Origin of the sequence: Streptomyces sp. KR55 (genome assembly GCF_052245645.1) — a bacterium.
Taxonomy (GTDB): Bacteria; Actinomycetota; Actinomycetes; order Streptomycetales; family Streptomycetaceae; genus Streptomyces; species Streptomyces flavusporus.
The window spans coordinates 1-19,699 of the sequence record NZ_JBQQCE010000160.1; the positions used below are offsets into that span (position 1 = coordinate 1).

The 19,699-nt window shown below is 68.6% G+C and carries 19 protein-coding genes and 1 pseudogene; 9 read left to right on the plus strand and 11 right to left on the minus strand.

The annotated features are described in order from the left end of the window. Both ACTWQJ_RS23395 and ACTWQJ_RS23400 read left to right on the plus strand, forming a co-directional pair. Positions 1-249, plus strand: a 249-nt coding sequence (locus tag ACTWQJ_RS23395; protein ID WP_443308556.1) for a hypothetical protein, incomplete at its 5' end; no start/stop codon positions are given. Between the two features lie 206 nt (positions 250-455). Then, on the plus strand, positions 456-1,328 hold the full coding sequence (locus ACTWQJ_RS23400; protein ID WP_443308557.1) for a trypsin-like serine protease: 873 nt from the start codon (positions 456-458) through the stop codon (positions 1,326-1,328). 177 nt (positions 1,329-1,505) lie between these two features. Here ACTWQJ_RS23400 and ACTWQJ_RS23405 read toward each other — a convergent pair whose 3' ends face one another. The 6 genes from ACTWQJ_RS23405 to acnA form a co-directional block, all read right to left on the minus strand. Next, positions 1,506-2,003: a hypothetical protein gene (locus ACTWQJ_RS23405; RefSeq protein ID WP_443308558.1), complete on the minus strand. Its 498-nt coding sequence runs from the start codon at positions 2,001-2,003 to the stop codon at positions 1,506-1,508. Positions 2,004-2,150: 147 nt separating this feature from the next. Further along, a complete protein-coding gene (locus ACTWQJ_RS23410) occupies positions 2,151-2,792 on the minus strand; it encodes a hypothetical protein (protein WP_443308559.1) in 642 nt (213 codons plus the stop codon). Then, complete coding sequence (locus ACTWQJ_RS23415) at positions 2,776-3,957, minus strand: hypothetical protein (RefSeq protein ID WP_443308560.1); 1,182 nt, start codon at positions 3,955-3,957, stop codon at positions 2,776-2,778. The genes ACTWQJ_RS23410 and ACTWQJ_RS23415 overlap by 17 nt, the downstream gene beginning before the upstream one ends. After that, positions 3,954-4,385, minus strand: coding sequence for a hypothetical protein (locus ACTWQJ_RS23420; protein ID WP_443308561.1), 432 nt, complete (start codon positions 4,383-4,385; stop codon positions 3,954-3,956). The genes ACTWQJ_RS23415 and ACTWQJ_RS23420 overlap by 4 nt, the downstream gene beginning before the upstream one ends. Then, entirely contained in the window at positions 4,378-4,761 is a 384-nt protein-coding gene (locus ACTWQJ_RS23425; RefSeq protein WP_443308562.1) for a hypothetical protein, read from the minus strand. Before ACTWQJ_RS23425 ends, ACTWQJ_RS23420 begins: the two co-directional genes overlap by 8 nt. A gap of 214 nt (positions 4,762-4,975) precedes the next feature. Continuing rightward, positions 4,976-7,693 carry an aconitate hydratase AcnA gene (gene acnA / locus ACTWQJ_RS23430; protein ID WP_443308563.1) on the minus strand — a complete coding sequence of 906 codons (2,718 nt, stop codon included), beginning with the start codon at positions 7,691-7,693 and terminating at the stop codon, positions 4,976-4,978. A gap of 458 nt (positions 7,694-8,151) precedes the next feature. On the opposite strand from acnA, the gene ACTWQJ_RS23435 reads away from it, so the two are divergent. Further along, positions 8,152-9,681 carry a helix-turn-helix domain-containing protein gene (locus ACTWQJ_RS23435; RefSeq protein ID WP_443308564.1) on the plus strand — a complete coding sequence of 510 codons (1,530 nt, stop codon included), beginning with the start codon at positions 8,152-8,154 and terminating at the stop codon, positions 9,679-9,681. Between the two features lie 146 nt (positions 9,682-9,827). Here ACTWQJ_RS23435 and ACTWQJ_RS23440 read toward each other — a convergent pair. Further along, a pseudogene (locus ACTWQJ_RS23440) lies at positions 9,828-10,104 on the minus strand (ABC transporter ATP-binding protein); the annotation flags it as partial. A 226-nt stretch (positions 10,105-10,330) separates the two neighbouring features. On the opposite strand from ACTWQJ_RS23440, the gene ACTWQJ_RS23445 reads away from it, so the two are divergent. Then, on the plus strand, positions 10,331-11,029 hold the full coding sequence (locus ACTWQJ_RS23445) for a VanZ family protein (RefSeq protein ID WP_443308565.1): 699 nt from the start codon (positions 10,331-10,333) through the stop codon (positions 11,027-11,029). Between the two features lie 19 nt (positions 11,030-11,048). On the opposite strand, the gene ACTWQJ_RS23450 is transcribed toward ACTWQJ_RS23445, so the two are convergent. The 3 genes from ACTWQJ_RS23450 to ACTWQJ_RS23460 all read right to left on the minus strand — a co-directional run bounded on the left by ACTWQJ_RS23450 (position 11,049) and on the right by ACTWQJ_RS23460 (position 14,070). After that, positions 11,049-11,999, minus strand: a complete 951-nt coding sequence (locus tag ACTWQJ_RS23450; protein ID WP_443308566.1) for a recombinase family protein — start codon at positions 11,997-11,999, stop codon at positions 11,049-11,051. Positions 12,000-12,272: 273 nt separating this feature from the next. Next, complete coding sequence (locus tag ACTWQJ_RS23455) at positions 12,273-13,397, minus strand: sensor histidine kinase (RefSeq protein ID WP_443308567.1); 1,125 nt, start codon at positions 13,395-13,397, stop codon at positions 12,273-12,275. Beyond that, on the minus strand, positions 13,375-14,070 hold the full coding sequence (locus ACTWQJ_RS23460) for a response regulator transcription factor (RefSeq protein ID WP_443308568.1): 696 nt from the start codon (positions 14,068-14,070) through the stop codon (positions 13,375-13,377). The genes ACTWQJ_RS23455 and ACTWQJ_RS23460 overlap by 23 nt, the downstream gene beginning before the upstream one ends. A gap of 87 nt (positions 14,071-14,157) precedes the next feature. Between ACTWQJ_RS23460 and ACTWQJ_RS23465 the strand changes: the two genes are divergently transcribed. Further along, entirely contained in the window at positions 14,158-14,874 is a 717-nt protein-coding gene (locus ACTWQJ_RS23465) for a M15 family metallopeptidase (RefSeq protein WP_443308569.1), read from the plus strand. 359 nt (positions 14,875-15,233) lie between these two features. Here ACTWQJ_RS23465 and ACTWQJ_RS23470 read toward each other — a convergent pair whose 3' ends face one another. After that, positions 15,234-15,842: a TetR family transcriptional regulator gene (locus ACTWQJ_RS23470; protein ID WP_443308570.1), complete on the minus strand. Its 609-nt coding sequence runs from the start codon at positions 15,840-15,842 to the stop codon at positions 15,234-15,236. Positions 15,843-15,940: 98 nt separating this feature from the next. Here ACTWQJ_RS23470 and ACTWQJ_RS23475 point away from each other — a divergent pair, with 98 nt between their 5' ends. The 4 genes from ACTWQJ_RS23475 to ACTWQJ_RS23490 form a co-directional block, all read left to right on the plus strand. Further along, positions 15,941-16,927 (plus strand): aldo/keto reductase, encoded by a 987-nt coding sequence (locus ACTWQJ_RS23475; RefSeq protein WP_443308571.1) that lies wholly within the window; start codon positions 15,941-15,943, stop codon positions 16,925-16,927. A gap of 333 nt (positions 16,928-17,260) precedes the next feature. Further along, positions 17,261-18,091: an ABC transporter ATP-binding protein gene (locus tag ACTWQJ_RS23480; protein ID WP_443308574.1), complete on the plus strand. Its 831-nt coding sequence runs from the start codon at positions 17,261-17,263 to the stop codon at positions 18,089-18,091. Then, positions 18,088-19,074, plus strand: coding sequence for an ABC transporter substrate-binding protein (locus ACTWQJ_RS23485; RefSeq protein WP_443308572.1), 987 nt, complete (start codon positions 18,088-18,090; stop codon positions 19,072-19,074). The genes ACTWQJ_RS23480 and ACTWQJ_RS23485 overlap by 4 nt, the downstream gene beginning before the upstream one ends. A gap of 4 nt (positions 19,075-19,078) precedes the next feature. Beyond that, a partial coding sequence (locus ACTWQJ_RS23490; protein WP_443308573.1) for an iron chelate uptake ABC transporter family permease subunit occupies positions 19,079-19,699 on the plus strand: 621 nt, incomplete at its 3' end.

The window sequence follows — 19,699 nt, forward strand, 5'->3', positions numbered from 1 at the left end:
GTGCAGTACACGCTGACGTCGTCGGCCGACCGCACGAAGGCCCCGACCGGCTGGACCCTCCAGGGCTCGTCCGACGGGACCACCTGGCGGACCCTGGACAGTCGCTCCGGGGAGTCCTTCACCTGGGACAGACAGACCCGCGCGTTCTCCGTGGGGTCACCGGGTACGTACGAGAAGTACCGCCTGGTCCTGGACGGCGAGGCGACCGTTGCCGAGGTCGAACTGCTCTCGTCAACCACCCATCGCTGAGCGATGGGCTTGCGTAACAGGCGCCACCGGCGGTGACGCTGCGTTTGCGTCCCGCCCCACCGCCACGCTGACGTGGTGGTGGGGCAGGGCGCCCGCCGGCCGGCGCGGGGGCGGTCACGCTCTTGCCGCAGTCCGCCCCAGGCGCTTCACTTGGCCCACCTCCCACAGGAGAACACCTGCTCACACCTGCAGAAGAGGTAGGTCTCTTGTCAGCCATACGCGCCACCGCCGTCACCGTGGCGGCCTGTGCGGCCGTGCTCACCACCGCGCTGCCGTCCTCGGCCATCAACTCCTACAACGCGACGCCCGCCCCCGAACGCACCGAGGTCGGCGCGCTCGTCGCGACGTGGGACAACGACGACAACCCGGCGACCCCGGACCGGGTGGACTGGGTCTGCTCCGGCACCATGATCGACGCGGACACGTTCCTGACGGCCGCGCACTGCACCACCGACTGGCCCGACAACGTGAAGTTCTACGTCTCGCTGGATCAGGACGTGCAGTCCGGACTGGACGCCGCCGCCAAGAAGTATCCGGGCAACCCGGCCGCCCAGGCCAACGCCGTAGCCGTCCAGGGCGCCGCCCACAGCCACCCCGACTTCCCCGGGCCCGCCTCCGACACGCACGACATCTCGGTGGTCGAACTGCCCGCCGCGCAGATGAAGGCCCGCTGGTCCTTCACGCCGGCGACACTGCCGAAGGCCGGCCAGCTCGACGCGCTGGGCCCGCAGGGGCTGAACTCGACCGACTGGTTCGTCGCCGGGTACGGCACCCAGGAGGCGGTGAACGGCTCCGGCGGCCAGACCCACCCCGGCGGCGGCGTTCGGATGAAGGCACCCGTCACCTTCGACGCCCTCAACGACGCTTGGGTCCGCCTCGCGATGACCGCGCCACAGGGCAACGGCGGTGCCTGTTACGGCGATTCGGGCGGCCCCAACTTCGCGGTGATCGGCGGCCGCAACGTCCTGGCCGCCACCACGATCACGGGCGACACACCGTGCTACGCGACGAACGTGACGTACCGTCTGGACACCCCGGGCGCTCGCGCGTTCCTGTCGCCCTTCGTGAAACTTCCGTAGCTCTGGGGCCTTCTGCCCGCCCTCTGCCCGACGGGCCGGTTCCGGGCCGGCCCGTTCGGGACGACATGGAGGAACACCCGTTCCTCACCGTGGCCCACCGTCGAACACCCGCCGTCCGCCGGTCTCGTCATTCCCGCCGATGTCCGACGGCCCTCATGGGAAGCTGGCGCGGTGACTTCACCCCATGAAGCGGACGACCGCACCGTCCTGGTCGAACAGCGCAGACAGTTGGCCCGCGGGAGAGACAAGGCCTTGCAAGATCTTCTCAACATGCGAAGTTACGTTGCGGAAGGACGGCGGTCTCCGGAAGACCTGGCGGCCGCCGCCGCCGAGGCAGAGGCCGCCTGCCGCGAGGTCGCCACGTTCGATGCGGAGCACCCCCACATCCGCACGAGTGGAAATGCCGAGGACGACGCTCAGGCACTGCGTTTTCTGGCATCGATGACCGGCTTGTGACAGCGCAGACGCCCGGTCACCTCTCCGGGCATCGGCAGTACCACCGTGAACTCCGTACGGCCCGGTTCGCTGACGACTTCGATGCTTCCTCTCCGCCGCCGGGCAGGGCTGCCGGCCCGGCGGGGCGGCGGCCATGGACAGCAGTTCGGTAAGGCCTGACTCGTCGTCGACGATCAGCACCCGGATTCGGCCGGTTCGGGACCCGGAGATGGCGGACATGTACCGATCGTGTCCCCGTCCGCTGGGGGAATCCTGTCTTCAGCCTGGTCCCGTCCCATGGGATTCGCGCGGGCGGTATCGCGGCACCGGTCGCGGGCCGCTGCAAGTGCTGTGCGGCATGCCCGTATTCCGCCCGCGCGAACGCGGCTAGCCCTTCTCCCGGCTCTTCCCCTTGTCGTTGCCGGCCTTGTTCTCCCCCTGCTCCCCTGCGTCCTCCTCGGCTTCCAACAGCGACTTGGCGGAACCAACCCACTGGGCAGTCGGGCTCTCGCAGCGTCGGCTCTCAACGCCCGTGCAGTAGGCGGCGTTCCAGTACGCGAAGGCCAGGACGAGGGTGACGCAGGTGAGCCTGCCCGGCCAGCGGCCGATGACGGCGAGGGTCGGCAGGCCCTTGCGGACGGCCGACTGCACATGATCGGCGGCGTTGAGTACGGCGTTGCCGTACGAATAAAGCAGCGCGGGCGGCCGGGCGTTGGTCAGCCGCGCCGTCCTGGCGACGGCCAGGTCGGGGAGGAGGCAGACGGCCCGCATTCCGTCGACGAGTCCGTTGACGGGGCCGACGAGGAAGCCGGCGAGCCAGGGGACGGCACGGCCGATGATCCAACGGGCCGCGTGGTAGCCCCCGACAGCCAGCAGGACCAGCTCGATCAGCTGGTTGACGGCCGGCGCCCAGCCGAAGTCGTTGAGCGCGGCGTCGACCCAGCCGACCGCCGGCCCGACGACGGGGAGGTCGGTCAGCGGGCTCATGGTGGACGCGTCCGGCACGGGGGAGTCAGACAGGGTACTCATCCTGCTCGCCCTTCTCCGCGTCACCCGGCATCGCCCGTTCGCCCTGAGCCTTCTGCACGGACCCGGCGTCGGAGTACTTCCTCTCGTCCCCGTCCGAGGCGGGCCGCTGCAGTTCCGGGCGGTTCCCGGGCCGCAGGCCGCCCTCGCGCATCCCGTCGGTGAGCGTCTGCGCCGCTTGGTAGACGAGTCCCGCCACGTCCCTCGTGCCCACGAGACCGCCGTCGATCGCGGTCGCGAGGAACGCTCGCGCCTCTTCCCAGGGGATCTGCCGGTGCCGCTGGACCAGTTCGATGACACCGTCGACGTCGTCCGGTGACCGTTCGAGGCGGAGTTTGATCAGTCCGTACCGCTCGTCCTGGAGCGCATGGTCGTAGAACTCCATACGCATGGTCTGCAGGGCTATGCGGTGTTCCTCGTGCATCCTCTCCAGTTCCAGCTCCTCCTGCTTGCGGCGCTTGCGAAGCCGGTATGCGACGTCCTCCTCGATCGCGGAGAAGTCGGCCTCCGCCAGCTTGGCCTCGTGCTCCTGCTCACGGCTTTCCTTGGCCCGCTTCTTCAGCGTCCGTGCGGCGATGTGCGCTTGTGTCCCGGAGTCCAGACCGAGCGTGTCCGGGGAGAACCGGTCCCGGACGTCGGACACCTCCGCCAGCCCCCGGCCGACCAAGGTGAGGAGCGTGGACAGGTCGGCGATCCGCCGGACGGGCAGCCCGTCGGTGACCGCCGTGTCGATCAGATCCCGCCCCTCGGCGTGCCGCAGGAACGCCAGCCTCGCGTCGTGCCGGTCGACGTCCAGGTGCCGGGCGACGTGGCACCGCACCAGCTCATGGGCATCCGGTGGTTCGGGGTCGGCGTCGAACAGCCACTCGTCGAGCGTCCCGCGCTCCGGGAGCGGAACCGCCGGAGCGAGCCTGACGATCAGGTGGCACTGCCGCTCCTTCAGCTCGGCCGACAGCCGTTCGAGATGGAAGGGGCGCAGCGCCGCGGCCTGTTCGGGCTCCAGCGACTCGACGAAGCAGCCGCCGCCCTCCTCCAGGCGCTCGACGCGCAGCGAGCCGATCCGAACCTCCGGGTTGAGCTTCCAGACGTCGCCCTTGCTCAGGCGATCCAGGCCCCGCAGGGCGCTGGTGGTGGCTCCCCGTCCGGAGGGAACCCGGTGGAGGATCACGGCCGTCGTCGCCAGCCGTTGTTCCAGCTGTCGTTGGCACCGGGCTCCACGAACGTGGCCCGGATCTCTCGAAGCACATGGGCAGGCATCCCGCCACTGTCGACCCGGCCGGAGAAGGTCATGGCCTCGGCGGCGCTGTACTTGTCGCCGCCCACGGCGTCCCGCAACCGGGTCTCGCCCAGAAAGAAGTTCCCGTTCACCGACACGGGCCCGGACGACAGGAAGGGTGCCAGGGCCTGTTCGAGCGAGGTGACGAAATCGCCGAGGTCCCGAGCGTGTGCCTCGTCCTCCAGCCGGGCGCCGAGGCCGTCCGCTGGCGGTTCCTCGTGACGGGCGGCGTGGCTGTCGCCGCCGGGCGGGTCTGTGGCGTCTGGCGCGTCCGAGTCCCGCGGTTCGTCCGGGGAGTGGACGGCGTGCTGGTCAGCCATGCCGCTCGCCCGTTCCCCAGACGTTTTTGTCACCGCCGACGACATCCCCGTCCACACGGGTTCTGCCGAGGAAGAGGTTTCCCCGGAAGGCGCCGTCGGCGGCTGTCGGCCGGTTCCCGAGGCCGCGCCGGCTGCTGTTCGGTTTCGTGCCCAGTGCGGGCACCTCGGTGACGATCGCCTCTGCGATGCGGTCGATCCCGTCGTCCGGGTGCCGGTGGTCCAGCGTCAGGTTCTGCAACTCGGGCAGTGCGCCGAGGGGCTCGGGTGCGTCGGCCGGGACCAGCCGCGGTGTCCGGTCCAGGAGTACGGGAATGACCGAGAGGCCTAATGCGAGGGCTTCGACGATCTCGAAGCGGCTGCTCGTGGTGTGCCTCACCGCCCCGGATGACAGGAAGACGAACTCGGAGCGTGGCACGGACTGACCGACCGCTCAAGCCCAAACGGCATTGTGCCAACCGGGTGGTGGGGATGTACGGCGAGCGCCGGGGGTTTCCTGTTGCCAGTGGGGCGGGCAACAGGAAACGCGTCGGGCCGCAACCCTTGTGAGGGTTGCGGCCCGAACGACCCGTACCGGTGAGCCCGGTTGCGGCTTACTTGCGGATCAGGCTGCGCAGCACGTACTGCATGATGCCGCCGTTGCGGTAGTAGTCGGCCTCACCGGGGGTGTCGATGCGGACGACCGCGTCGAACTCGACGCCCGTGTCGGTGGTGACCTTGACCGTGCGCGGCGTGGTGCCCTCGTTGAGCTCGGTGACGCCGGAGATGGAGAAGGTCTCCTCGCCGGTCAGACCGAGGGACTCGGCGGACTGGCCCTCCGGGAACTGCAGCGGGAGCACGCCCATGCCGATGAGGTTGGAGCGGTGGATGCGCTCGTACGACTCGGCGATGACGGCCTTGACGCCCAGGAGGGCGGTGCCCTTGGCCGCCCAGTCGCGGGACGAGCCGGAGCCGTACTCCTTGCCGGCCAGGACGACCAGCGGGATGCCGGCAGCCTGGTAGTTCTGCGAGGCGTCGTAGATGAAGGAGACCGGGCCGCCGTCCTGCGTGAAGTCACGCGTGTAGCCGCCCTCGGTGCCCGGCGCGATCTGGTTGCGCAGGCGGATGTTGGCGAACGTACCGCGGATCATGACCTCGTGGTTGCCGCGGCGGGAGCCGTAGCTGTTGAAGTCGCGGCGCTCGACGCCGTGCTCCGTGAGGTACTTGCCGGCCGGGGTGTCGGCCTTGATGGCGCCGGCCGGGGAGATGTGGTCGGTGGTGACCGAGTCGCCCAGCTTGGCGAGGACGCGTGCGCCCGAGATGTCGGAGACCGGGGTGGTCTCCATCGTCATGCCCTCGAAGTACGGGGGCTTGCGGACGTACGTCGACTCCGGGTCCCACTCGAAGGTGTTGCCGGTCGGGATCGGCAGCGCCTGCCACTGGGCGTCGCCGGCGAAGACGTCGGAGTAGGACTTGTTGAACATGTCCTCGCCGATGGCGTTCGCCACGACGTCGTTGACCTCGGCCTCGGACGGCCAGATGTCGGACAGGTAGACCGGCTTGCCGTCCTGGTCCGTGCCCAGGGCGTCCTTGGTGATGTCCACCTTCATGGAGCCGGCGATCGCGTAGGCGACGACCAGTGGCGGGGACGCCAGGTAGTTCATCTTGACGTCGGGGTTGATGCGGCCCTCGAAGTTGCGGTTGCCGGAGAGGACCGAGGTGACGGCGAGGTCGTGGTCGTTGACGGCCTTGGAGACCTCCTCCGGCAGCGGGCCGGAGTTGCCGATGCAGGTGGTGCAGCCGTAGCCGACGAGGTTGAAGCCGACCTTGTCGAGGTACGGGGTCAGGCCCGCCTTGTCGAAGTAGTCGGTGACGACCTTCGAACCCGGGGCGAGGGTGGTCTTGACCCAGGGCTTGCGGGTCAGGCCCTTCTCGACCGCCTTCTTGGCCACCAGCGCGGCGGCGACCATGACGTACGGGTTGGAGGTGTTGGTGCAGGAGGTGATGGCGGCGACCGTCACGGCGCCGTGGTCCAGCGTGTAGGTCGAGCCGTCGGGGGCGGTGACCGGGACCGGGTTGGACGGCGCACCGTTCGGGTGGACGGCCGGGGCGTCGGAGGCCGGGAAGGACTCCTTGCCCGCCTCGTCCACCTCGTCGACGTAGTTGCGGACGTCCTGCTTGAACTGCTCGGCCGCGTTGGCGAGGACGATGCGGTCCTGCGGGCGCTTCGGGCCGGCGATGGACGGGACGACCGTGGAGAGGTCGAGCTCCAGCTTCTCGGAGAAGTCCGGCTCGGCGGCCGGGTCCAGCCAGATGCCCTGCGTCTTGGCGTATGCCTCGACGAGTGCGACCTGCTGCTCGGAGCGGCCGGTCAGGCGCAGGTAGTTCAGGGTCTCGTCGTCGATCGGGAAGATCGCGGCGGTGGAGCCGAACTCCGGCGACATGTTGCCGATGGTGGCGCGGTTGGCGAGGCTCGTGGCGGCCACACCCTCGCCGTAGAACTCGACGAACTTGCCGACCACGCCGTGCTTGCGGAGCATCTCGGTGATGGTCAGCACCAGGTCGGTGGCGGTGGTGCCGGGCTTCAGCTCGCCGGTCAGCTTGAAGCCGACGACGCGCGGGATGAGCATCGAGACCGGCTGGCCGAGCATCGCGGCCTCGGCCTCGATACCGCCGACGCCCCAGCCGAGGACGCCGAGGCCGTTGACCATCGTGGTGTGCGAGTCGGTGCCGACCAGGGTGTCGGGGTAGGCCTTGCCGTCGCGGACCATGACGACACGGGCCAGGTGCTCGATGTTGACCTGGTGGACGATGCCGGTGCCGGGCGGGACGACCTTGAACTCGTCGAACGCGGTCTGGCCCCAGCGCAGGAACTGGTAGCGCTCCTTGTTGCGGCCGTACTCCAGCTCGACGTTCTGCTGGAAGGCATCGTTGGTACCGAACTTGTCGGCGATGACGGAGTGGTCGATGACCAGCTCGGCCGGGGCCAGCGGGTTGATCTTCGCCGGGTCGCCGCCGAGCTCCTTGACGGCCTCACGCATGGTGGCGAGGTCGACGACACAGGGAACGCCGGTGAAGTCCTGCATGATGACGCGGGCCGGCGTGAACTGGATCTCCTGCGAGGGCTGGGCCTGCGAGTCCCAGCCGCCGAGGGCGCGAATGTGGTCGGCGGTGATGTTCGCGCCGTCCTCGGTGCGGAGCAGGTTCTCCAGCAGGACCTTAAGGCTGTAGGGGAGCCGGGCCGAGCCCTCCACCTTGTCCAGGCGGAAGATCTCGTACGACTCGTCGCCCACCTGCAGCGTGCTGCGGGCGTCGAAGCTGTTCGCCGACACGACAGTCTCCTTCATTCATGTGCGCGTACCACCGCATCCTGCCGCCACGCCGTCTTGGCCAATCCGCTAAGGTAAGGCTAAGTTAGGTAACCCTTACTTGGGTGGCGGCCGAGGTGCGCCTCGGCAGATATCTCGATGTCGAGATAACTCTAGTACATGGGGCCGGGATGGTCATGCCCGGCCTCCCTGTGATGTTCTCTGGCGACGATGACCCCGAACCGCTTTCCGCCTTTTTCCGCCTTTCAGTGCGCCAAGCAGGGGTAACCGAGGGGGACGGGGTTCACCCGGACAACCCCGAACGGAGGCAGGCATGCAGCCCAGGACGTCGTACGACATCGGTGGATTTGCCGGACCTTTCGGGCGGCCTCAAACCCGTTCTCAGCGACGACGTTGACATGCCGTCACCCGAATGGACCCCCCAACAGGTGCCATCTCATATCTGAGATAACCTCAACCCCATGGCAGACGACTACCTCGTACGCATCGGCAAGCTCATCCGTGACGCCCGGCAACACCGGGGCTGGACACAGTCGCAGCTTGCCGAGGCGCTCGGAACCAGCCAGAGCGCCGTCAATCGCATCGAGCGCGGCAACCAGAACATCAGCCTTGAGATGATCGCCCGTATCGGTGAAGCCCTGGACAGCGAAATCGTCTCCCTGGGCTACTCGGGCCCGATGCATCTCAGGGTGGTCGGCGGTCGCCGGCTGTCCGGGGCCATCGATGTGAAGACGAGCAAGAACGCGTGCGTGGCACTGCTGTGCGCCTCGCTGCTCAACAAGGGCCGCACGGTACTGCGTCGGGTCGCCCGCATCGAGGAGGTGTACCGCCTGCTGGAGGTACTGGGCTCCATCGGCGTGCGCACCCGCTGGATCAACGACGGCATCGACCTGGAGATCGTGCCGCCGGCCGACCTCGACCTCGACGCCATCGACGCGGAGGCGGCCCGCCGTACCCGGTCCATCATCATGTTCCTCGGCCCGTTGCTGCACCGCATAGACCGCTTCAAGCTGCCGTACGCCGGCGGCTGCGACCTCGGCACCCGGACCGTCGAGCCGCACATGATCGCGCTGCGCCGGTTCGGCCTGGACATCGCGGCGACGGAGGGCCAGTACCACGCGTTGGTCGACCGCTCCGTCCGCCCCGACCGCCCGATCGTGCTGACGGAGCGCGGGGACACGGTCACCGAGAACGCGCTGCTGGCCGCAGCCCGCCACGACGGCGTGACGACGATCCGCAACGCCTCCTCCAACTACATGGTCCAGGACCTGTGTTTCTTCCTGGAGGCGCTCGGCGTCAAGGTCGAGGGCATCGGCACCACCACGCTCACCGTGCACGGCATGCCGAACGTCGACGTCGACGTCGACTACTCCCCCTCCGAGGACCCGGTCGAGGCGATGAGCCTGATCGCCGCCGCCGTCGTCACGGAGTCGGAACTGACGGTGCGTCGGGTGCCGATCGAGTTCCTCGAGATCGAGCTCGCGGTCCTGGAGGAGATGGGCCTCGACCACGACCGGACGCCCGAGTACGTCGCCGACAACGGCCGTACGCGGCTGGTGGACCTCACCGTCAAGCCCTCCAAGCTGGAGGCGCCGATCGACAAGATCCACCCGATGCCGTTCCCCGGCCTGAACATCGACAACGTGCCGTTCTTCGCGGCGATCGCGGCCTCCGCACAGGGCAAGACCCTCATCCACGACTGGGTCTACGACAACCGCGCGATCTACCTGACCGACCTCAACCGCCTCGGCGGCCGCCTCCAGTTGCTGGACCCGCACCGCGTCCTGGTCGAGGGCCCGACCCGCTGGCGCGCCGCCGAGATGATGTGCCCGCCGGCCCTGCGCCCCGCGGTCGTCGTCCTGCTGGCGATGATGGCGGCGGAGGGCACGTCCGTACTGCGCAACGTGTATGTCATCAACCGGGGTTACGAGGATCTGGCCGAGCGGCTGAACTCGATCGGGGCGCAGATCGAGATCTTCCGGGACATCTGAATCGCGAATGCCGCCGCACCCTGCCTGACCTGCACGAATGCAAGTTCGGGACGAGTGCGGCGGCATCTCTGGGACTTCTCTGGGACTTTGGGCCGGGACCGGGCTGTTCCCGGTCGCTCTGCCGGCAGTTGAGGCCCGCACCCGTCCTGGGCGTCGCCGAGCTCGTGGGGGTGTCGGGTCAGCAGGTCGGGGGTCAGGCCCATGGCTTCGGCCAACTCGGCGACCCGGCCGAGTGCTTCCTCGCGTCGGCCGGTGGCGCGCAGGGGTTCGGCGATCAGGTCCGCGAGGCGCAGCCGGGGGGTCCGCGGAGAGCCTGGGCTGCTGAAAGACGACGCCGAAGCCGGTGCGTTATTCGCGTCGGGCGCGGTGGCGCCAGCGACGTACGGGCTCGCCGACGAGAAGCAGGGTTCCGGAGTCGGTCCGGCGGGATGTGCGGGCGTGACGGCGAGCTCGTCCTGGATGCTCGGCAGTGCGATGTTCACGGACGAGTCGTCCAGCACCTGCGGTAGCTGGGCTGTCGCGATCACCAGCGTCGGCAACGTCTCACTGCTGGCTTGCGCCGCTTCCGTGATGCCGGGGATTCCGTGTATCGCGGGCGCATCGAAAAACGCATACGCCCGCGATACAGTCTTCCGTCTTCACTGGCGGCATGGACCACAGCACATCACTGTCAGCCCCAGCCCGTCGTACGCGCAGGATCGTGATCGTCAGTCTGGCGATCCTCGGTGCAGCGATCGCTGCGTTCGGCCCGGTCGACACGGTACTGAAGATGTTGTCCATGCCGCTGCGCAGGCCGGTGTGGCACGTCTGGGTCGGTACGTTCAACGGCGTGGCACTCATCACGGTGGCCGCGCTGCCGTTGGCCGCGCTGGCGGTGTGGGCTCTGGCACGCCGTCGGAGTGCCGCCGGCACCACGCCGGCGTGGCGGATGTCGCTGGCCGAGGTCGGCATCGTCTACGGGACGGTGCCGTGGGTCTGGATCATCATGCTGCCGGGCGACGAGGCCGGCGCCGTCGTGAGCCTGGTACCGCTGCGGGACCTGCTCGCGATGGCGACGGGCCAGGTCGTCGGCAACCTGCTGGTGTTCGCGGCGCTGGGGTTCTTCGCCCCGCTGCGGTTCGCGGCGCTGGCGTCGGTACCGCGGATCCTGGCGCTCGCGGCGGGCTGCTCGGTCCTGCTCGAGGCCGCGCAGTACGTCCTGCGGCTGGACCGGGTGTCCTCCGTGGACGACGTACTGCTCAACACCGCCGGCGCCGGGCTGGCCGCACTGGCGTCGCGCCGCTGGTGGCGCGCTGAGGCCGGAGCGTCGTCAGACCGACCCCGACCGGCCCCGGTAGGGGCACGCTGAGCCGCCCGCGGTACGCCGGTCAGCAGCCCTGGGCGGTGGCCGAGGCGCACAGGCAGACGGCCGCTGCGGCGGTCGGCCTCGGTACACCGCCACCTCGGCCTCGGGAATCAATCGAATCGTGGTTGGCGCTGAGATTGATCATGGTCCGATGGTGGCCGCAAGGGCGTTGATGCGGTCCGCGTATTCGCGGCGGGCTTTGCGCTGTGCCGGGATCGCCGAGGCGGCGTCGAGCGGCTGGCAGCGCGGCTTGCTCGACGGGCTCCAGCTCGGCCGCACGCAGGAAGTCGGCGACCTTGCCCGGCATGTCGAGGGTGACCGACAGTTCCGGGGCCTGGGTGTCCTGGTGGCCGGCGGTGTACTCGGGCATGAGGTCGGCGATGGCGGTGCGGATGGCGCCCCGGCTGACGTCGTGTTCGCGGGCGAGGCCGGCGATGGTCTGGCCGCCCAGGTACGCGGCGCGCACGGCGTCGGTCTTCTCGTCCTTGACGGCCGGACGGCGCTCGCCCTTGTTGCCCTTGGCCTCGGCGGCTCGCAGCCCGTCGTAGGTCAGTTCCCGCTGGAGGTCCCGATGGAGTTCGCCGACGGCCGCGAGGGGCTGCACCGTGAACTTCACGGTGGACTGCAGCTCTCCGGTGCGCGGGTGGCGTGCGGTGAGGTCCATCGCGGAGAACGCGCCGCCGTGGATGCGCAGGGCGAGGCGGCCCTGGTGCAGGACGTCCAGCACGTCGAGGATGTGCTGCGTGCCTCGCACAAGGCGGAACATCTCGGAGATGTGCACGGTGTCGCCCGGCCGCGCGTACGTGAGCAGCTCGCCGAACTTCGGGCGCTGGAGCGGGTGGAGGCGGCTGGAGGTGCCGGCCTCCTCCTCGAACGTCACCGGGTCCTTGATCCCGGCCTCGGCAAGAACGAGGTTCTGACGGCCGGTCGACTGCTGGTCGGTCGACACCCGCTTGTAGACCGGATCGGCCATGATGCTCCCCGCTCCTGTGGACGGATCCGGCCTAGCTGTCATCAAACCCTGTCATCAGCCGCCATCGGTTCTGATGGGAGCCGTGCCGCCGCGAGGCCCCGGAATGGAAGCCGAATGGGTCGTGCATGCGTCCGGAGAAGGACGCCGGAGACGTCCGAATGGATTCGATATTCTCGAAATAATGATGGTGGCTTCTGTGGGGATTTCAGACCCCTGCCCCCAGTGCTCTTGTCGCAGGTTTACTGTAAGGCCGCGCATCAATTCCCTGATTCTTCACCTGTCGGCGTGCGGGGACATCGCGGGTAGTTCCACAGTGATGCGGATCCCGCCGGCAGAGCGCGGGGTGAGGGTGAGCGTTCCGTCGTGTGCCTGGGTGATGGTTTTGACGATGGCCAGGCCGAGGCCGACGCCTGCGTGGTCGGCGTGTATGCGCTCGGTGCCGCGCTGGAATGGCTCGGTGAGTGTCGAGACCAGCTGTGGGGTGAGCTTCTCGCCGGTGTTTTCGACAGTGAGCACCACAGTCTTGGGGCGGACGCTGGTATTCACCCACACGGTGCCCTGTTCAGGCAGGTTGTGGACGATCGCGTTGTGCACGAGGTTCGTGGTCAGCTGCAGCAGGAGCGCTTGCGATCCGATCGTGGGGGTGATGTCGCCCCAGGTCTCGATGATGACGCCATGCTTTTCCGCGAGGGGGAGGAGTGTTTCGGTGGCTTCTTCCGCCATGAGGGACAGGTCGACGCGTTCTCGGGTGAAGGACCGCTGGTTGGCGCGGCTGAGCAGGAGCAGTGCCTCTGTAAGGTCGATCGCTCGGGTGTTGACGGTGTGGAGGCGGTCGATGACTTCGCCGGCGTCGCGGTTCGGATCGGTGCGGGCCACGTCGAGTAGCGCCTTCGAGATCGCCAGCGGGGTGCGCAGTTCGTGGGAGGCGTTGGCTGCGAATCTCTGCTGCTCGGCGACGTGCGCTTCGAGCTGCGCGAGCATGGTGTCGAAGGCGTCGGCGAGTTCGCGGAACTCATCTTTGCGGCCCGGTAGCCGGATCCGGTGGGAGAGCGATCCGGTCGAGGCCAGGCGGGTGGCGTCGGTGATGCGGGTCAGCGGGGCGAGCATCCGGCCGGCGAGGATCCACCCTCCCAGCAGACCGAATACCAGCAGGAACGCCAGTGCTGTGGCTGCCGCTGGGGCGAAAGCGTGCAGGAGGTTGGACCGGACGGGAAAAACACCATGAAGGTCGGTGGTAGTGGGGTCGATGAGCGCACGCTCGGGGACGTAACGCAGAAGGAACAGCCACACGGCCGCGAGCAGCAAGGCGCCTGCGAGCATGAGGAACGCGGCGTAGCTGAGGGTGAGTTTGAGGCGAACGCTCAAACCAGGTGCTCTATCCACGCTCGCCTCCCTCATGTCCGGCCTGTGGTTGCGTGTCGATGCGGTAGCCGACGCCGGCCACGGTGGCGATGATCCAGGGTTCGCCGAGACGCTTGCGCAGTGCCGAGACGGTGATCCGCACGGCGTTGGTGAACGGGTCGGCGTTCTCATCCCACGCGCGTTCCAGTAGCTCTTCGGCGCTGACGACACCGCCTTCGGCGGCGACGAGGACTTCAAGCACGGCGAACTGTTTCCGAGTGAGCGGGACGTAACGGTCGTCGCGGTAGACCTCGCGGCGGAACGGATCCAGACGCAGGCCTGCGATCTCTCGCATGGGCGGCCTGTTGTGCGCGCGTCTGCGGTCGAGTGCTCTGAGCCTGAGCACGAGCTCTTGCAGCTCGAACGGCTTCGTGAGGTAGTCGTCGGCGCCGAGCTCGAACCCGGAGGCCTTGTCGTCGAGCCGGTCGGCAGCAGTGAGCATCAGGATCGGCATGCCACTGCCGGAGGCGACGATGCGTTTGGTGATCTCGTCACCGGACGGTCCGGGGACGTCGCGGTCGAGGACGGCGATGTCGTAGGCGTTGATGCTCAGCAGTTCCAGAGCGGTCTCGCCGTCACCTGCGATGTCGGCCGCGATCGCTTCCAGGCGTAGGCCATCGCGGATGGCTTCTGCCAGAAAGGATTCGTCCTCGACGATCAACACACGCATGCTCCGAATGCTACGAGCCGGCGCATATCGTCGGCATATCGAAAACCACATACATGCCGGCAACACCACGCTGCCTTGACTGGCGGTATGACTCGAACCCCACCATCAGCACCAACAACGACCCGCCGGATTCGCTGGCTCCTTGTCGTCGGCCTGCTAGTCGTCACAGCAGCGATCACCGCAGCCCTCGGCTACCAAGTGCCGAAGTCCTCGACCGCATCACCTCCCTCGACCGCGCCACCCTCCTCGACCGCATCACCTCCCTCGACCGCGCCACCCTCCTCGACCGCATCAGCACCCATCGACACTCCTCCCGGCGACCACAAGCGTGCAGACCGCAAGGGTGCACTGGGCGAGGCTGACGGCGCCGTCCCTGACGGCGTGACAGTGTTTGATGACGGGTATCCCGGCGTAGCCAACCTCGACCCCGAGCTGCTCCAGGCCCTGCGCGAAGCGGCGACGGATGCCGCTGACGACGGCGTCAAGTTCTACGTCAACAGCGGCTGGCGTTCCCCAGAGCGCCAGAATCAGCTTCTTCGTGAGGCGGTCTCGAAGTACGGCTCGGAAGAGGAAGCTGCCCGATGGGTGGCCACCGCGGCGACGTCTCCTCACGTGTCGGGGGACGCGGTCGACATCGGGCGCTCCGATGCGACGGCGTGGCTGTCCGAACATGGTGCCGAGTACGGGCTGTGCCAGATCTACAGGAACGAACCCTGGCACTACGAACTGCGCACCAATGCGATCGATCGTGGTTGCCCGCGCATGTACGCCAATCCGACCCAGGACCCGAGGATGCAGCAGTGAGCGGCAGTCCCAGCTACCCGGGGGTTACTTGGCACTTCCTCGGCTGCTCGTTAACGGCACACGCAGAAGAGTGCCAGTTCTCCAAGATCATCCCGTGGCAGGTTTCTGCCGTATCCGGGTCACACCCCAGGTGCCCCAGCCGACCGACCTGACCGGCGGCCTCCTCACCCCACCTGCACGACGGCCTCGAGGCCGACGGGGCGGTCGTCGGAGCCGGCCGAGGGACGGCTCCGACGCAGCGTCGCTACCGACCTTCGCCACGATGGGCCGCGATGACTCGGTCCAGGGTGAGGTGGTCGGCCCAGCTGCCGTGGAAGCCGAAGGGCACCCGGCTGGGGTGAAATCGCACCACGAGATGATCAGTCCGTGCCGTCGGCGGTGCCGTTCGCCGTGGCAGGAAAGAGACGCTGAACGGCCGCGACGACGGCGGCGCGGCGGGCCGCCAGGGAGGGGTCACGGACCTGGTCGGCGGCCGCATCGACGAGATCAAGCTGGCCGGCCCAGGCCATGGCGATCTGGTTGACGAAGACGAGGATGTCGATGGGTTCCCAGGCGGGATCCAGGTGGCCGGCTTCCTGGGCCTTGCGGAGCTGCTCGACCTTGCGGCGGACGGTTTCTTGGGTGGCGGCGTCGGCGGCGTCGCCCGCGAACTCCATGCGGCCCCAGCTCATGAGCCGGAAGCGGTCGGGGTGGCGCAGGAAGTAGTCGTGCACCCGCCCTGCGTATTCGGGCAGGTCGGTGGGGTCCAGGCGGGTCGCCTCGGCCACCGCGGCCATCTCCTCTTCGGCGACGAACCGGTAGAGCTCTTCCTTGCTGCGGAAGTACGCGTAGAGGCGTTCCGTGCTGGTCTTCGCCGCCTTGGCGATACGCGTGATCCGCGCGCCGGCGATCCCGTACCGGGCGAACTCGGCCCTTGCCGCGGTGACGATGCGGTCGCGGGTCGAGTCTGCGCCGGTCGAAGAGGTCATGTCTTAAGACTACCTAACCAAAAAGTCTTGTTTGGTAAAGGCCGTCGGCAGGACGTACGGTAAAAGCAAACATTTTGGTTTGACCTGAGGAGTGCGTCATGCAGCACAGGACACTCGGCAGCCAGGGCCTGACCGTCTCGGCGATCGGCTACGGCTCGATGGGCCTGACGATGGCCTACGGCCCCGGCGACGAGCAGGAGGGCATCGCCGCCATCCGGCGCGCCCACGACCTGGGCGTCACCTTCTTCGACACCGCCGAGCTCTACGGCTGGGGCACCGGCTCCAACGAGATCCTGGTCGGCAAGGCGGTCAAGGACTTCCGCGACGAGGTGGTCCTGGCCACCAAGTTCGGCTTCGACCTGTCCTCCCGGTCGGAGCAGGGCTTCGGCCTCAACAGCCGCCCCGACAACATCCGCAAGGTCACCGACAACAGCCTGCGCCACCTCGGCGTCGACCACATCGACGTCCTCTACCAGCACCGCGTCGACCCGGACGTGCCCATCGAGGACGTCGCGGGCACCGTCAAGGAACTGATCGACGCGGGCAAGGTCAAGTACTTCGGCCTGAGCGAGGCCGGCCCGCAGACCATCCGCAAGGCCCACGCCGTGCAGCCGGTCTCCGTCCTGCAGACCGAGTACTCCCTGTTCGAGCGGGACGTCGAGCAGCTCTTCCCGACCCTCGACGAACTGGGCATCGGCTTCGTCGCCTACTCGCCGCTGGGCCGCGGCTTCATCACCGGCACCGCCAAGCCCGCCGGCGCATACGACGCCACCGACATACGCAACTCCGACCCGCGCTGGCAGCCCGGCAACTTCGAGAAGAACGTCGAGGCCGTCAACCGCCTCGCCGACCTGGCCGCGTCCAAGGGCATCACCGTCTCCCAACTGGCCCTGGCCTGGCTGCTCACCCGCGGCGAGCACATCGTGCCCATCCCCGGCACCCGCAGCCCCAAGCGCATCGAGGAGAACGCCGGCGCCGCCGACGTCACCCTGACCGAGGCCGACCTCGCCGCGATCGACGAGATCCTCCCCCACGGCGGCTTCGGCGCCCGCTACGCCGAGGGCCACGTGCCCACCTGGATCTGACCCCGGGCCAGAACCGCCCCGACGGCCACCGCCGGGGCCCTCGCCGCCCCGAGGGCCCCGGCAGCGCTGCGCACCTGCCATCTGGAGCCGACACCCCGGTACGGACACCGCGTCAGGAGGCGTTCAGCTCCTCGACGGCACCGGCTACGCGCCGCCCGAGGTGCTGACCCACTGCGACGGCTCCTGAACCACCATGCACCGCCCTCGACGCGAAGCATTTCCGAGCCTGGCGCAATTTCGTCTTGCGTTTGGCCACCACTCCCTCTTCACGGCAGTCCCTAAGGGTAGGCTAACCTACCTGCCGTGAAAGCCGGTGATGAGATCTCTGCGGCCATGCGTCCCCGCGGCCATGAACTGTCGGCCACGGGTGTCACCGTGGCGTACGAGGGCGTGGACGTCGTGCATGACGCGTCGTTGGCGCTGCGGCCCGGCGAGGTGACCGTCCTGGTGGGTCCGAACGGCAGCGGGAAGTCGACGCTGCTGCGTACGCTCGCACGGCTGCAGCGGCCCCGGACCGCCACGCTCGTCATCGACGCCGACATCGACGGCCTGACTCTGACATCTCGTGAGTTCTCGCGCCATGTCGCCCTGTTGACCCAAGGGCGCCCCACCCCCAGCGGGCTGACCGTACGGGATGTCGTCGAGTTCGGCCGCTACCCCTACCGGGGCCGCTGGGGCAAGGCGGATCCGGACGGCCGGGCGGCGGTGGACCGTGCGCTCGCCATGACGGGTGTCACTGAGCTCGCCGAGCGCGGCGTCGAGCACCTGTCCGGAGGGCAGCTCCAGCGCGTCTGGCTGGCCGGCTGCCTGGCGCAGGAGACCGGTGTGCTGCTTCTCGACGAGCCGACGACCTATCTCGATCTGCGGTACCAGATCGAGCTGTTGGACCTCGTCCGCGACCTGGCGGACGAGCACGGGATCGCCGTCGGTGCCGTCCTGCACGACCTCGACCAGGCTGCGGCCGTCGCCGACCGGATCGTGCTGCTCCACAAGGGACGGGTCGTCGCCGACGGCCTCCCCCAGGACGTACTGACACCGGAGCGGCTGACCGACACGTACGGCATCCGCGTCGAGGTCGACACCGACCCCGTCACGGGCCGGCTGCGCACCCGCGCGATCGGCCGACACCACACGCGAAGCGAAAGGCTCACCACACCCTCATGAGACGCCTCCTGATGACCGCGGCGGCCGCCACCGCCGCGGCCCTTGCCCTGACCGCCTGCGGCACGACCGAGCCCGCCGCCGACAGCAACGACGCGAAGAAGGCCGGCGAGGGCATCACGCTCACCGATGCCTCCGGTGCGAAGGTCGAACTCGACGGGCCGGCCAAGAAGGTCGTCGGAACCGAATGGCACGAAGTCGAGCTCCTGATATCGCTGGGTGTCGACCCGGTCGGCGTCGCCGACGTCAAGGGCTACAAGACCTGGGACACCGTGGTCCCGCTGAAGAACGAGCCCAAGGACATCGGCACCCGCGGCGAGCCCAGCATGGACACCATCGCCGCCCTGTCGCCGGACCTCATCGTCGCCAGCACCGATCTGCCGCCGGCCGCCGTGAAGCAGCTGCGCAAGGTCGCCCCGGTCCTGGAGGTGCGGTCCGCCAACGCCTCCGACCCGATCGGGCAGATGACGAAGAACCTCGACCTCATCGCCAAAGCCACCGGCACCACCGAGCGGGCCGAGAAGCTCAAGAACGAGTTCGACACCAAGGTCGCCGAGGGCAAGAAGGCCCTTGCGGACGCCGGTCTCGACGGCGCGGAACTCGCTTTCGCCGACGGCTACGACATCTCCAACCAGGTCTCGATCCGGCCTTTCACCAGCGGCTCGCTCATCGGCGCGGTCAACGAGCAGCTCGGCCTGAAGAACGCCTGGACCGTCGAGGGCGACAAGGACTACGGGCTCGGCACCACTGATGTCGAGGGGCTCACCAAGCTGAGCGACGACGTGCAGTTCGCCTACATCGGCAACGACGGGGACAAGAGCAGCACTCCGTTCACCGGCGCCCTGGCCAAGGACAAGGTGTGGACCTCGCTGCCGTTCGTGAAGAAGGGCAACGTCCACCGACTGTCCGACGGCATCTGGATGTTCGGCGGCCAGGAGTCGATGGGCGCCTACGTCGACGCCCTCGTCGGCGAGCTGACGAAGTAGCGCCATGGCCGTCACCGCGACAACTCCCGCCACCCGTCCGTCGGCGGCCACGTCCCGGACGGGCGCGGCCGCGGTGACGGCCGCTCTGGCCCTGCTGGTCACGGCCCTCGCGGTCGTGGACATCACACAGGGCACGGCCGCCGTCGGCGCCGGTGAGGTGTGGAAGGCGCTCACCGGCCGGGCCGACCCGGCAGACGCCTCCGTCGTCATCGCCTCCCGGCTGCCGAGGGCGACCGCGGGGCTGCTCGTCGGGGCCGTCCTCGGCATGGCGGGCGCCGCCCTGCAAGCGGTCAGCCGCAACGTCCTCGCCTCACCCGACACCCTCGCGGTGAACGCCGGCTCCTACCTGACCCTCGGCCTGGCCGCGGTCACCGGTGTCTCGCTCCCGCTGTTCGCCTCCTCCGGCGTCGCGTTCGTCGGCGGCCTCGCGGCGGCGGCCGTCGTGCTCGGCCTGTCCGGCCTGGGCGCGGGCACCGTCCGGCTCGTACTCGCCGGCAGCGCTCTCACCCTCGGCCTCACCGCCATCACCGAAGGGCTCCTCCTGCTGTTCCCCCAGCAGACCGAGGGCCTCTACCAGTGGAACCAGGGCAGCATCTCCCAGAACGGCTTCGACGGCGTGCTGCAG

Excerpts from the sequence above, each read along its gene's own strand:
- ACTWQJ_RS23465 (WP_443308569.1), top strand. The coding sequence starts at position 14,158 with ATGACTCGAACCCCACCATCAGCACCAACAACGACCCGCCGGATTCGC.
- ACTWQJ_RS23455 (WP_443308567.1), bottom strand. The coding sequence starts at position 13,397 with ATGAGGGAGGCGAGCGTGGATAGAGCACCTGGTTTGAGCGTTCGCCTC.
- ACTWQJ_RS23485 (WP_443308572.1), top strand. The coding sequence starts at position 18,088 with ATGAGACGCCTCCTGATGACCGCGGCGGCCGCCACCGCCGCGGCCCTT.
- ACTWQJ_RS23410 (WP_443308559.1), bottom strand. The coding sequence starts at position 2,792 with ATGAGTACCCTGTCTGACTCCCCCGTGCCGGACGCGTCCACCATGAGC.
- ACTWQJ_RS23445 (WP_443308565.1), top strand. The coding sequence starts at position 10,331 with ATGGACCACAGCACATCACTGTCAGCCCCAGCCCGTCGTACGCGCAGG.
- ACTWQJ_RS23480 (WP_443308574.1), top strand. The coding sequence starts at position 17,261 with ATGCGTCCCCGCGGCCATGAACTGTCGGCCACGGGTGTCACCGTGGCG.
- ACTWQJ_RS23460 (WP_443308568.1), bottom strand. The coding sequence starts at position 14,070 with ATGCGTGTGTTGATCGTCGAGGACGAATCCTTTCTGGCAGAAGCCATC.
- ACTWQJ_RS23450 (WP_443308566.1), bottom strand. The coding sequence starts at position 11,999 with ATGGCCGATCCGGTCTACAAGCGGGTGTCGACCGACCAGCAGTCGACC.
- ACTWQJ_RS23405 (WP_443308558.1), bottom strand. The coding sequence starts at position 2,003 with ATGTCCGCCATCTCCGGGTCCCGAACCGGCCGAATCCGGGTGCTGATC.
- ACTWQJ_RS23435 (WP_443308564.1), top strand. The coding sequence starts at position 8,152 with ATGGCAGACGACTACCTCGTACGCATCGGCAAGCTCATCCGTGACGCC.
- ACTWQJ_RS23420 (WP_443308561.1), bottom strand. The coding sequence starts at position 4,385 with ATGGCTGACCAGCACGCCGTCCACTCCCCGGACGAACCGCGGGACTCG.
- ACTWQJ_RS23475 (WP_443308571.1), top strand. The coding sequence starts at position 15,941 with ATGCAGCACAGGACACTCGGCAGCCAGGGCCTGACCGTCTCGGCGATC.
- ACTWQJ_RS23470 (WP_443308570.1), bottom strand. The coding sequence starts at position 15,842 with ATGACCTCTTCGACCGGCGCAGACTCGACCCGCGACCGCATCGTCACC.